The sequence below is a fragment of the Sphingobacterium sp. SGG-5 genome (genome assembly GCF_011043525.1).
Taxonomy (GTDB): domain Bacteria; phylum Bacteroidota; class Bacteroidia; order Sphingobacteriales; family Sphingobacteriaceae; genus Sphingobacterium.
Genome location: NZ_JAAKGO010000005.1, coordinates 51,734 through 65,173 on the forward strand (window position 1 = coordinate 51,734; position 13,440 = coordinate 65,173).

At 41.8% G+C, this 13,440-nt stretch carries 12 protein-coding genes and 1 tRNA gene; 1 reads left to right on the top strand and 12 read right to left on the bottom strand.

Translation table 11 applies throughout. The features are described 5' to 3' along the window. Window positions 1-488: 488 nt before the first annotated feature. From G5B30_RS08810 to G5B30_RS08845, 8 genes are all read right to left on the bottom strand, one after another. Window positions 489-938 carry an SRPBCC family protein gene (locus tag G5B30_RS08810; protein ID WP_165319621.1) on the bottom strand — a complete coding sequence of 150 codons (450 nt, stop codon included), beginning with the start codon at window positions 936-938 and terminating at the stop codon, window positions 489-491. Between the two features lie 4 nt (window positions 939-942). Further along, window positions 943-1,320 (bottom strand): DoxX family protein, encoded by a 378-nt coding sequence (locus G5B30_RS08815; protein ID WP_165319622.1) that lies wholly within the window; start codon window positions 1,318-1,320, stop codon window positions 943-945. A 17-nt stretch (window positions 1,321-1,337) separates the two neighbouring features. Beyond that, window positions 1,338-1,775 carry an SRPBCC domain-containing protein gene (locus G5B30_RS08820; RefSeq protein ID WP_165319623.1) on the bottom strand — a complete coding sequence of 146 codons (438 nt, stop codon included), beginning with the start codon at window positions 1,773-1,775 and terminating at the stop codon, window positions 1,338-1,340. Between the two features lie 27 nt (window positions 1,776-1,802). Next, entirely contained in the window at window positions 1,803-2,222 is a 420-nt protein-coding gene (locus G5B30_RS08825) for a VOC family protein (RefSeq protein WP_165319624.1), read from the bottom strand. Between the two features lie 93 nt (window positions 2,223-2,315). Next, entirely contained in the window at window positions 2,316-3,005 is a 690-nt protein-coding gene (locus tag G5B30_RS08830; protein ID WP_165319625.1) for an SMUG2 DNA glycosylase family protein, read from the bottom strand. Between the two features lie 66 nt (window positions 3,006-3,071). Continuing rightward, window positions 3,072-3,145, bottom strand: a tRNA-His gene (locus G5B30_RS08835). A gap of 118 nt (window positions 3,146-3,263) precedes the next feature. After that, window positions 3,264-5,153: a molecular chaperone HtpG gene (gene htpG, locus G5B30_RS08840; RefSeq protein ID WP_165319626.1), complete on the bottom strand. Its 1,890-nt coding sequence runs from the start codon at window positions 5,151-5,153 to the stop codon at window positions 3,264-3,266. Window positions 5,154-5,282: 129 nt separating this feature from the next. Beyond that, entirely contained in the window at window positions 5,283-6,035 is a 753-nt protein-coding gene (locus tag G5B30_RS08845) for a C40 family peptidase (RefSeq protein WP_165319627.1), read from the bottom strand. Between the two features lie 74 nt (window positions 6,036-6,109). Between G5B30_RS08845 and G5B30_RS08850 the strand changes: the two genes are divergently transcribed. Then, window positions 6,110-6,574: a universal stress protein gene (locus G5B30_RS08850; protein WP_165319628.1), complete on the top strand. Its 465-nt coding sequence runs from the start codon at window positions 6,110-6,112 to the stop codon at window positions 6,572-6,574. Here the strand turns inward: G5B30_RS08850 and G5B30_RS08855 are convergent. Genes G5B30_RS08855 through G5B30_RS08870 form a run of 4 tightly spaced genes read right to left on the bottom strand, consistent with a single transcriptional unit; the run spans window position 6,571 to window position 13,417 of the window. Then, complete coding sequence (locus G5B30_RS08855; RefSeq protein ID WP_165319629.1) at window positions 6,571-7,731, bottom strand: RsmB/NOP family class I SAM-dependent RNA methyltransferase; 1,161 nt, start codon at window positions 7,729-7,731, stop codon at window positions 6,571-6,573. The genes G5B30_RS08850 and G5B30_RS08855 overlap by 4 nt on opposite strands. 6 nt (window positions 7,732-7,737) lie before the next feature. Beyond that, the gene (locus tag G5B30_RS08860; RefSeq protein ID WP_165319630.1) at window positions 7,738-8,985 is read right to left on the bottom strand and encodes an ABC transporter substrate-binding protein; all 1,248 of its coding nucleotides are present in this window, start codon (window positions 8,983-8,985) and stop codon (window positions 7,738-7,740) included. Window positions 8,986-8,989: 4 nt separating this feature from the next. After that, window positions 8,990-10,540: a glutamine-hydrolyzing GMP synthase gene (gene guaA, locus G5B30_RS08865; RefSeq protein WP_165319631.1), complete on the bottom strand. Its 1,551-nt coding sequence runs from the start codon at window positions 10,538-10,540 to the stop codon at window positions 8,990-8,992. Between the two features lie 9 nt (window positions 10,541-10,549). Beyond that, entirely contained in the window at window positions 10,550-13,417 is a 2,868-nt protein-coding gene (locus tag G5B30_RS08870) for a M16 family metallopeptidase (protein WP_165319632.1), read from the bottom strand. Window positions 13,418-13,440: the final 23 nt, after the last annotated feature.

The following is a 13,440-nucleotide window of genomic DNA, read 5'->3' on the forward strand; positions in this document are numbered from 1 at the left end:
GATGAGAATGGTTGGGCATTTTGCGTATATACAGTGCACCTCTGACAACATACAAAACAGTTTTGCGGACATGTAAAACGACAATGTGTGTATGCAAAACAGTTTTGCATGTATACAACGCAATATTACGTGTACGCTATACAGCATGACGTGTATACAATGCAAGAAAACATAAGGTTATTGCAGTTTAGCGTGTATGCTATGCTGCATCGCATATACAGTGTGCAGCATAACGTATACGTCATGCAACATACACATCACGCAAAACGGCATTGTATACTGTAAAAACAGTGCGACGTGTACTCAAAACGCCACAGACGGTATGTTGTGGCGTTTTGCGTGTATGCATTGGCGTCATGTATACATGCAATATTGCAAAGTGTGTTATCAAAATTGCAAAGTATCTTCCAGTAAAAGGTTCGAGTTTTGTACCAGCGGGATCACACAAGGCGCAATTTCTTGCGCCTTGTGTGATTAAAGAAAGCTGCTTACGCGTCTGGAATTTCAGGTTCTACAAGTTTTATTAGCTTCTCCAAAGATTCCTGCCATCCCAAATAACACATTTCTGTCGGTATTACTGCGGGAATCCCTTCCTGCAGCACTTTCAGTTCAGTACCACATGAAACCGCATTCAGCCATATTGTTGTTGTCATTTCCCCAGGCATATTAGGATCATCAAATGCGTCGCTATACTTAATCAAAGCATTGGGTACAATTTCGAGATACTTTCCTCCGAAAGAATGTCCGTTCCCAGTACTGAAATTAATAAACGTCATATGATACCCCCCTCCCACTTTAAAATCCATATGCTGCACAGTACATATAAAGCCATAGGGCGGCAACCAAGTCGCATGGGCGATGGGGTCAGCAAATGCCCGAAATACCTTTTCGGGGCTTGCTTTGATCACGCGATGTAACGAAACTGAATTATTTTCCATAGTATTAAATTTTTGTCGCCCGTATCTTATTGCCATATACATAGGAAACGGCCAAGATGCCCAAGACCACTAATGGCATCAACATAAATCCAATGTTTTGGTCTACGCAGGCATGACTAATGAATGCAAAGATTAAATTAAAGGTAAGCCCTGCATATGCCCATTCACGCAGCTTAGCTGGCACTTTTGAGACGGAAATCGCCAAAACACCAAGTGCTTTACAGATAATCAGTGCGTAAGCGAAATAATCGGGATAGCCCAGCGGTCTTGTTCCTATGGTTGCCTGCTCGGGTGAAAAAAGTATAGTACTAAGCGGCATCACACCTTCCCAAAGGATGATAATAGTCGTTGCTATCCAAAAGATGATTTTATTTTTCTTCATATTATTAATGATTAGGTTTATTTCTTCATATAATCAAAAGCTCCTTTCCGGAGCCGAATTCCATATTCCAGATAAGCTTTCATACAATCGAGAAAGTTTCCCCAACCAAAGGTATTGCCAATAAGCCATTCGAGGTTTTCTTCGTTCATCTCCTTCTCACCCTCGGTAACTTTTACGACCGTACTTTTGTCCGGTTGCTCTTCCAACATAATATTCACAACAGTTTCGTCGTCCCACACAAACGAAATGAATTTATTAGGTTGTATGTCGACAACACGCACGGGAAATTTACCTGGAAAATCTCCAAATTCCCAATGAAGCTCTTTACCTGTTTCCATACGTCCTGTACTTTCAGAAATGAAATACTTCGTGATTTTTTCAGGTGTTACAATGGCTTCAAAAACTTCCTGTATGGGCTTTTGGATTTGTAACGTCGCTTTTGCTGTAAGTTTCATAGCTTATAGAGAATATTCAACTATATGTTATTTTGGATTCGCAAAATTTATCATCCAGCATACACCGAATTTGTCGACAAATGAACCGAAATAGTCACCCCAAAACATATCATCCATCGGCATCTCTACTGTTCCTCCGGCTGAAAGCCCATTGAAAATCCGATCTGCTTCTTCACGGCTATCGGGGGTAATGGAAATGTAATTGTTGTTTCCCTGATTTAAAATGTGCCCTTGGCTGGGCAGGCAGTCGGAAGCCATTAAAAATTGACCATTTCCAATAGGTAAGCCTACATGCATAGCCCTATTTTTCTCGCCTTCGGGTAGATTTTCCATTCCAGGAGCTTGGCTCATCTTCTGAACAAATAATTCTCCGCCGAAAACGGATTGGTAAAAACGGAATGCCTCTTCTGCATTTCCGTCAAAATTTAGATACGGATTGAGTGTCATAATGATGTAGAGTTAACGTTACGAATATATAACTACAACAAATGTAAAACGGCAGATTTAAAATAAAGTTGCCTTATGACAAGAAATAATATGTCATCCGTTATTAAAAGCCGAAAGGTATTTATCGATATATAATTGTTTTTCTTTGGATTTATATTGTTGAATGAAGCGAGGATGCTCCAATGCAATCAAACGGTCAAAGAGCTTAGCTTCCTTATTCAATTTGCTGATAAAGCCTGCATTTTTCTTGCCCAGCACATATACCTCCGAAGTATCTAATCCGAGACTGATATGTTGCTTCAAGGATGTTATCATAAAATCTTTGACCATATCAAAGAGACGGGGATCGTCATAATAATTAGCGTTGACCCACTTACCCGCGACCTGACGGATAATAGCCAAAGGAAATGGCGAATTGATGTAAAATTGTTTATAGAAAGCTGCAGCACCTCCATATGCGGTGATCATGTCGTACAAGAAAACAGAAGATACTTCATGCGTGTAGGCTGATTTCATTTCAATACCACAAATGCTTTTGAGCCGTTTGGTGTCCGTAAAAGGCACTCCTGTAACTCCTGCACCATGCCGGCTTGGATTTATTCCGACAACAAACTTACGCTGTACGAGGTCTCCATAATATTTATGATAAAATTGTTGCATAACCTCTAAAGTCTCCGGATTATCCAGATAAGGATTTAGCACACGAAAGCCGTTTGGCAGTTCTCCCGCATAGTGTAAATGAAGATTGAAGTCAACGACTTTTTCTGCAAAAGTTTTTGTCATATTTTTTTGACTATATATAGGCGGGTAATATAACAAAAAAGCCTCTCTTTTCAGAGAAGCTTCTTGGGTAAGCAATGGGGCTCGAACCCACGACCCCTAGAACCACAATCTAGTGCTCTAACCAACTGAGCTATGCCTACCGTGATTTTGATGACACAAAAGTAGTCTAAAAATGTATTCGTTCCAAATGTTTTTTAAACAAAAAACCTCATCCTATACTAATAAGATGAGGTTGAAGTATTTATTTTGAAAAAACGCTTAAATAAGCTCCACGCTACGTTTAACAAAAGAAGTTAAGTCAGCTCCAGTCAATAATCCCCGTGATAGTAAAGCCAAGTCAAAAGCTTGTTTAGCCAACTTTTCACTTTCTTCCTCACTACTTGACAAGATACGTTTGATAAGCGGATGGTTTCCATTTACGCTCACTTTGTAATTGTCAGGTAACGTACCATAAAAGCCCATTCCTCCGCCTGTCTTAGCCATGTCTTTCATACGGCGCATGAATTCATCCAAAGTCACCGAAACAGGTAAATCGTCGGCATGCAGCGCCTCTACCTGCACATTCATATCCGAACGACTGATTGCTTTTTGGAATACATCTACAGTCTTTTTGCTTTCTTCCTCCGAAAGCTCCAATTTAATTTCCTCCTCCTTCTGGATCAGCTTATCAATGACATCCGAATCCACACGCTTCAATTGAACTTTCTCCCCCCCCTTTTGCTCCAGATAGCCCGTAAAATGACTATCGAGCGGACCATCTAGTATCAATACGTCATATCCCTTCGCTTTCGCCGTGCTGATAAAACTATCTTGCTGTGCCGGATCGCTGCTATATAGATAAATAATATTTCCGTCTTTATCGATCTGAATATCCCTTACTTTTTCGTAATATTCTTTGATGGTAAAACTTTCGTTGCTTGTATTTCTTATCAAACAGAATTCATTAGCCTTCTCCGCAAATTTATCATCACTCAATATACCATATTTAATAAAGAGACCTATATCATTCCATTTCTCCTCAAAGCCTTTGCGGTCTGCTTTGAATATTTCCTGTAATTTGTCGGCAACCTTCTTTGTAATATAGTTATTGATCTTCTTAACATTACTATCTGCTTGGAGAAACGAGCGCGAAACATTCAATGGAATATCCGGCGAATCGATCACACCGTGCAACAACATCAGGAATTCCGGCACGATATCTTTCACCTCATCCGTAATAAACACCTGACGGGAATAAAGCTTAATCTTATTGCGTTGGATCTCCAACTCGTTTTTGATTTTCGGGAAATAGAGAATACCGGTCAGGTTGAATGGATAATCTACATTTAAGTGTATCCAAAACAACGGTTCGTCCATGGAATGGGGATACAATTCGCGGTAAAATGCTAAATAATCCTCATCTTTCAAATCCGCAGGCGCCTTTGTCCATGCTGGATTCGTATTATTGATTATATTATCAACCTCGACAGATTTGTATTTAGGTTTGCCTTCTTCGTCCTCACCATCCGGCTCCGACGTCGTCTTTGTGCCAAAACGAATAGGAACGGGCAAAAACTGCGCGTATTTATTTAAGATATTCTGTAATCTTGACTTCTCCAGAAATTCTGCCGAATCATCATTGATATGTAGAATAACATCTGTACCGCGTGTCGTACGTGTGCCTTCGGAAATTTCGTATGAGGTGCTACCGTCACAGGTCCAATGCGCCGGAGTGGCGCCTTCCTGATAAGAAAGCGATTCGATCTCGACCTTATCGGCCACCATAAATGCAGAATAAAAACCTAAACCAAACCGACCGATGATTTCATTGGCGTCATTGGCCTCTTTGAATTTTTCCATGAACTCTGTTGCTCCGGAAAATGCAATCTGGTTAATATATTTTTTGATTTCTTCTGCGGTCATACCTATACCATTATCCGAAATCGTAATGGTCTTGGCTTTTTCGTCAAACTTGACATCGACGGTAAGATCACCAACTTCTCCAGAAAATTGCCCTAACGAAGAAAGACGCTTAATTTTTTGAGAAGCATCTACTGCATTGGAAACTAATTCACGTAAGAATATCTCATTATCGGAATAAAGAAATTTTTTGATTACCGGAAAAATATTCTCGGTATGGATCGAGATTGTACCTTTTTCTGTGCTCATATAGTCTGTTCTCTTTTACGTTGTTTAATTAATCGAACATTGCCCATCAAGACTTGTTCCAATCCAATATTTCAAGACAGGATGTCAGTTTCTGATGACAAAATGAGACTTTTTGTTGCGAGCAGAGTATCAAAAATATCTTTTAACAATACGGAGATTATGCGTATAGCGATCTTCGTCTTCACGAAAAATACCTTGTTGATCCATCTTATCGATCCGCACTTGCCCCGATGCATGGACAATCGTCTGCTTATCCATCATTATTCCAACGTGTGTAATCCTCCCCTGTTTGTTATCAAAGAAGGCTAAATCTCCGGGCTTTATCTGCGTAACAAAATCTATAGTGGTTCCCATATCAGCCTGTTGATAGGCATCTCTTTTTAAGAAAAACCCAAAATGGGCATAAAATGCCTGTGTAAAGCCCGAACAGTCTATTCCAAATATCGATCGACCGCCCCACATATAAGGACTACCGAGATAATAATCGATCAACCGATAAAATTCGGCATCAAAATCGGCTAAACTCGGTTCCCGTAACACCCCCTCAAAGCGAAAAAGAGTATCGCCCATCTGTATCTGTGGTGCATGAATGGGTGTCGTATGCAGCAACATACGCTTGTGCTTTCCATCTGTCACATATACCGGGTCTAAACCCACGATGCGTTGAGCGACCGTAGCATGTTGTCCAACAAAAGGCGATACCTGCGACTGCTGTACCCAGCCTTTGTAAGCCGTCTCCTGCATACGGACTTGTATACACTCTCCTTGGCTCAAAAGCACAACGAGTTCTTCTCCGAATAACACCTGCGATACCATCTCACTTCGATGAGAAGGTTCTGCCCGCAGCGGAATAATGGGGAGGGATGTAGTCACTTTATCCATAATATATCGGTTGCATAAAACAATTCGATATTCCTGTTTGTTTTATAATGCGAAGATACTTTAAATAATTAAAAATGAGCTACTCTAAATTTAAACGCATACTATTGGCCGTAGATGATACGCCTTGTTCGCATAAAGTGATCGAGTACGCCAAGGATTTGGTTTCCGAGACAACGACTGTCGCCCTCATAACGGTTATACCGCCTACTTCGCCAGCAAGCTATGGTGCTGACCCCTTGTTAGGCCAACAGCCTATCGTCGTTCCTGAAGTTTCTGAAATTCAGGTACAAACTGCGCAGGAATATCTCGACGGGCTTTCTGAATCTTTTACAAACGCACAGGAGATTTTTACCTTCAGCAAGGTTGGGAACATCCGCGAAGAGATTCTGGACTTGTCTCAGGAATGGTCTGCAGACCTCATTGTTATGGGGTCTAATGGACGATCAGGATTTGACTGGTTTATTTCTGGCAGTGTGTCGGAATCAGTAATTCGGAAATCGCATTGTCCTGTACTGGTTATTCCCAGTAAATGCGACTAAGGTTTGGTTAACTGTGCTACAAACATGGTATCGGCTTTTTCCTGATACCCTGGTAAAATATGCATCTTATTCAATATCATCTTATGATTTGTCACCAAATGATCTACAATAGCTTCATTTTCTGCCCGATATACAGAACAAGTAATATATGTTAATGTCTTCCCCGGCTTTAGTGAACTGACAACATTGGATGAGAGTGAGCGTTGTAATTCGGAAAATGCCTGAAGTTTTTCTTTGGAGAACTGAACTTTCATCTCAGGCGTCCTCCCCCAAGTCCCCGACCCCGAACAAGGTGCATCCAAAATAATACCGTCGAAGGTTTCTCCCTGCAAAATATGAGTCTTTTGTGTGAGGTCAATTATTTTTTTACGGTACGGTGTTTTTATACGCGCTCGTTCAAATCTTTCGTCTAGGTTTCGTAAAATTGAGAGGCGGACATCCGACACCAACAGATTCACATGAGGATACTTATCCAAAAGCAATAAAGCCTTACCGCCCGAAGCGGCACAGGCATCCCACCATTTCTCACCTTGTTGCACTTCTATATCATCCAACGTCCTTTGTGAGCTTAAATCTTGTATTTCGTAAAGACCGGCCAACCTATCCAATTGCAGCAGATTTGTTCCATTAGGTAAGGCCAATGTCCTTTCTGTAATTTGTCTGAATTTGATGTCTTTACTTCTCAATTCAGATAGTATTCTTTCTTCACTTCCGCGTCGTAAACGAATAAATAAATCAGGTTGAATCAACTGGCTTTGCAGAAATTCTTTGTCATCGATACCTGACGAAAATTCGGCAGTAAATGGAAAGAAATCTTCTATTACAGCCTGAACATGCGAGATCTTTTGAGAAACGTCCTGCTGTATTGTCTCGTACAGCTGTGGCTGAAGCAATTGGACAATCGGGGAGTCGTGCTCACACAGGTATTCCGCATAGGTCAGTCGTTCTAACAGAGGTGCTTCTTTCATCCAATCCCCTATTCGGAAGTAATTATAACACAAACGAGAGGTCATCTTCCTATCGGACGACCCCATCTGTCGATTTTGTTTGTAATATTGCGTCAGAAACCGTGCTAACGGTTCACGGTAAGTATATGCATCCAGCGCCCTTTCAAAATTCCGTATGTGCTGCAGGACACGTTTTTCGTTCAGGCTCATCGGAAATTAGTATAATTCAAAGCCGCCGTACCGATACATCCGGATAGCCACCGCTTCGTTGACGTATCCCCAGGTAGCGTTATGTGTAAACCTATAGCGGCTATATAGACCTTCATACGGCTCTTCTACCAGCTTGTCCTTCAATTGATCCTTGCCATATTTTGCAAGCAAAGTTCCGAAGTAGCGCGCGCAATCGTAGCCTTTGAAAGAATGATCCGAGGGTTGTACGCCATATGCAGCTTGATACATTTCTCTAAATTTCCGAACATTCGTTCCTTCTTTCATCGTGCTTTCAGAAGAAATTTTTGGCTTTAGATTCGAAAAATTGGGATAAACACTCCAGTCGAAACGATCCCAAAGTGGATGTCCATATAACCGGATGTTATAATTTTCCTCTTCGACTTTCCGAAACAAATTCGTGACCAAAAGCCGGATTTGTAATTTATCCGTCGTTCCGGTGACAACATGTGTTACCGCTCCGTTTGCCAACTGTTCATTCAGCTGCGCTATAGAAGAGACTGATACGATGTGTGCTTGGCCTGCAGCCTGTTTGACAACACCCAACATTCCACTTAAAAACTGTCGACCATCACTATCTGTCGTGTTATATAAGACGATGACATCTCCCACGCTGTATTCCTTTGCGACAGCTTGTCCAATAGCATTCGAGTGCATCTTTATAGAGGGTGTCAGCGATACCAGATTGGGGAGATTAAACTCCGAAGGCATACTTGCCGCCAGCGGATTAATCTGAAGAATATTTTTATTCGATAAATTTTGACCAAACGATTTAATCTCTTTTGGATACACTGGTCCGACTACCACGGCGGCGTCTTCCACAGCCTCCGACTTGGCTAAAGTTGCATTTTGAATATCATTATCTCTGGAATCCAATACATGTAGCGCGAAGTCTTTACCGTCTTTAGATGATTCTTCCAAACCTAACTGAAATCCCTGATAAAAGTCAAGCGCCAATGCAGAGCGTTTCACATCCTTCTCCATAATAGCTGATGTGCTGATTTGATCAAGCTGAAACGGAAGCACTAAGGCTATATTCGACTCTAAAAGATTCTTTTTACCTGCCGCAGCATCTTTTATGGCTTTGTCAGAGGCATCATCGCGATTCGCCTTCGTATCCGTTCCAGCTCCTACATTTCCCTTATATTCCGGTGAACGCAACACACCCACCTTCGGTGTACAGGCCGAAATACCAAAAAGCAAACATGTGATATAAAGAACGAATATATTTTTCATGATGTTACTCCCATTCTATCGTTGCGGGTGGCTTTGAGCTGATATCATAAACGACCCTATTAATTCCTTTAACGTGGTTGATAATTTCATTTGAAATTTTAGCCAACAGTTCATATGGCAAATGAATCCAATCGGCAGTCATTCCGTCAAGTGAGCCCACCGCACGGAGTGCGACCACATATTCGTAGGTACGCTCGTCGCCCATGACACCTACCGATTGTACAGGTAAAAATATAGTACCTGCCTGCCATATTTTATCATACCAACCCGATTCTTTCAAATTGCGAATATAAATATCGTCAGCTTCCTGCAAAATCCGTACCTTTTCTTCGTTGATATCGCCTAATATACGGATACCCAGGCCTGGGCCCGGAAAAGGATGCCGATTTAAGATATTTGGATCTATTTCTAACGTTTTTCCGACACGTCTTACCTCATCTTTAAATAACGTTTTCAAAGGTTCAACTACTTTCAACTTCATATAGTCAGGCAATCCACCTACATTATGATGCGATTTTATCGTTGCCGAAGGTCCCTTTACCGACACCGATTCAATAATATCCGGATAGATCGTCCCCTGTCCCAACCACCTCACTTCAGCTCCTTCAGGTAGTTCTTTTTGGATATCTTTTGAGGCTTGATCAAAAACGTCGATAAAAGCGGCTCCAATGATTTTCCGTTTTTGCTCAGGCTCACTAACACCCTTTAACTTTCCAAAGAATAAATCTTTTGCATTGACGCCTTTTATATTCAGTCCCATATTCTTATAGGAATCGAGGACTTGTTCAAACTCATTTTTGCGCAACAAGCCATGGTCCACAAAGAAACAATGTAGATTTTTACCAATGGCGTGATGCAACAGTACAGCGGCAACCGTAGAGTCTACACCACCTGACAAAGCCATGATGACGTGATCGTTGCCCAATTGTTCTTTCAATTCCGCCACTGTAAATTCCACAAACGAATCCGGCGTCCAATCTTGGCTACAACCACATATATCGACGACGAAGTTTTTTAACAACACCTGTCCGTCCGTACTGTGTGTCACTTCGGGATGGAACTGGATACCATAGGTATTCGAATTGCCGATTTGATAAGCCGCTACCCGTACTTTATCTGTACTGGCGATAATATTGTAGTCTGCAGGGACATCCTTGATCGTGTCACCATGCGACATCCACACCTGTGATTGTGCAGGTACTCCTTTCAACAAGGGATTTTGCTGATCTACAAACTGAAGGTTGGCACGTCCATATTCCCGTATTGCCGAAGGTAATACCTCCCCTCCCCCTTGCTGGGCCAAATACTGTGCGCCATAACACACGGCCAGTAGTGGAAATCTGTCTTGAAAGAGGTTATAATCTATTTGAGGTGCATCTTCATGCCGTACCGAATAAGGACTTCCTGAAAAAATCACCCCTTTGACATGCTCATCTAAATCGGGGACTTTATTAAACGGGTGGATTTCACAATATACATTCAGCTCCCGTACACGCCGTGCTATCAGCTGTGTATATTGCGAACCAAAATCAAGAATTATAATTTTTTCAGACATGGCGCAAAGTTACATATTTCCTTCTTCTGGAAGAAGAATAAAGGTAAACAAACGTTCGGTTTTCAAATATTTATTCGCGATTTCTTTTACATCATCAACCGTCAGTTTTTCCAGCTCCTCCCGGTAACGCAAGATATACGTCGGGTCTTCTTGATTTTGATAAGCATTGGCAATTTGCCCTAACCAAAATTGGTTTTCTCGCAACTGTACTTCAAGCTGTCGTTTTTGTTCCGCAATAAATTTATCAAGATCCACTTGATCCGGCCCATTGGTCTTAATCTTATTCACTTCGTCCAACGCCGATTGGATAAGCGATTCATATTTTTCCGGTCCCGTACCAAAGCCAATCATAAAGGTATATCGACCGTGTGGAAATTTACTCGTCGTCCCCCGTGCGCCGGTGCCATAGACCCCACTTTCATCTTCACGCAACCGCTCGATGAGTTTGATTGTCAATATACTTTCCAATGCGTCAAATTGTAGATTTTCTGTTTCGGAATAATCATAGTCACCGTAATAACGGAGCTGAACACTAACTTTTGGTTCTTTACCTTTATAGACATGCTTCCGGAAACCCTGCTCCGGTTCTGTTATCCCCAGATCACGGGCTTCTTCCTTTCTATCCACCGTGGGCAGTGCCGCAAGGTATCCTTCCAAGTAAGGCATTATTTCCTCCTTTGTAAAGGAGCCCACAATTGTAAATGTAAAGTCTGATGCGTCGGCAAACCGTTCTTTATAAATAGACAAAGCCCGATCCCGATCTATCGCTTTTATGGCCTCTTCTGTGGGCGGAATACGGCGGATATTATTTCCATAAAGGCTCTTGGCAACCTGTTCGCCAAACACATATTGTGGATCGGTATCTCTATTCTCCAAGGAGGATAAAATACGTGAAATGATATTATCAAATACATCGCCGTCCAACCGCGGCTCTGTAAAATATCCGTATATCATTTCAAAAGCGGTCTTTAAGCCTTCTTTATCGCTGGAGCCCGATAATCCTTCCGAACGCTCCGAGATATAAGGCGATATATTCACCTGCTTACCGGTCAAGTATTTACGAAGTTCTACCGTATTCAATTGCCCAAGACCGCTACTATTGACCAACGCTGCAGCATTAGACGCTGACATATAATCTACATCGGAATACAGCGAAGATCCGCCCGGGCTACTGGCAGAAATCAGAATTTGATCATTTTTGAACGTCGTTGGTTTCAATAAAACTTTCACCCCATTGCTCAACACCAGTTCTTTTGTCGCAATCCCCTCAATTTCTCTACTCGTCTGTACGCTTCCTTTCACCGGTTGCTGGGACAGCAACGGTAATTCAGAGGTTTTGTCTTCATAAGCGGTCAGCTGCTCTTGATCCACTTCCTTGAGCCAGGAATTGACCAGTGACTCCGCAGGCAGCTTTTCTTTATCTTTCTCAGGAGCCAGCACAAGGATGTCCCTGTTGTTGTCCACATAATATTTTTGCACGATAGCATTGACCTCTTCCAAAGTAAGAGTCGGTAAAAGTTGTTTCACCAGTTGATACCGATCTTCATTACTCAACACAGGAGTATCTTTCAAAAAATGATTCAAATACCCATCCACATAACTATTGGATTTGCGTTTATCCCGTTCTATATAAGACGTTTCATTACTTTTTTGCAAGGCAGCCACGGCACGACTAAATTCGGTTTCCGTAACACCAAATTTATGGATACGATCCAGTTCCCGAAAAAGAGCTTTAAAGCCCTGTTCAATTTCCCCCGGTTTCGCCACGAAAAAAGCGCTTAAGTTATTCAAGCCACCAAATAATGCATCAAAACGGACAGCCGATTGCAGGAAAGGAGCATCAGGCGACTGTACCAATTCAAGCAGTCGGCCATTCACAATCTGCGTAAAAACATTTTTTAATAGCGAATACCGATAATCCGCCACTGTCTTTATTTTTTCCTCGGGATATTTGATAAGGATCTGCCCAACCGTATAAGGCATTTCCGGATCAGTAACGACCAGATATTGATTTTTGTTTGTTAGGTCTATGGTAAACTCTTTCCGCTCTGCAGGTTTGGTCTTGACCCGCATATCCGAAAACAGACGTACTACTTCCCTTTCCATTTCTTTTGGGTCGACATCCCCCACAATGACGATCGCCTGCAAATCAGGACGATACCATTTATCAAAAAAGTTGCGGAGTACATTCGGATCGAAATTTGTAATGTTTTCTTCTGTTCCGATAGGAAGACGCTTAGAATACAACGATTGATTGAGTACCATCGGTAAAAATTTATCCTGCATACGTTGGTTAGCACCTCTGCCCCCACGCATTTCCTCGAGGACGACTCCACGTTCTTTATTGATTTCTTCCGTAGTCAATAAGGCATCCTGCGCCCAGTCACGCATGACCTGCAATCCGTTCTTCAACAACTCGGGATCATCCGACGGGATAGGAAGCTGATATACGGTTTGCTCAAATCCTGTATAAGCATTCAGATCAGAACCAAATCGTACACCGGCTTTTTGCAAATAATCGACCAACTCATTTTTGGGGAAATGTTTCAGCCCGTTGAAATTCATGTGTTCCATAAAATGGGCTAACCCCAGCTCTTCCTCTGTCTCTAAAATCGACCCGACCTTCATGCCCAGATATAACGTCACTCGTTTCTCGGGTTCCGTATTTTTACGGATGTAGTAAGTAAACCCATTTTGCAATTTTCCTACGATGACGCTGGAATCAAAAGGCAGGGGTGTATCCCATTTTAACGTATCCTGCGTTAAAATTTCGTACCCATCGAAGAATATAGTAGCTTTGTTAAACGTCTTTGCTTCGGACCACACCAAGGTAGTAGAAAGCAAGAGCGCAATGATAAAAGGTTTTAATAGCTTCATATCAATGATTTGTTTTGAAACAA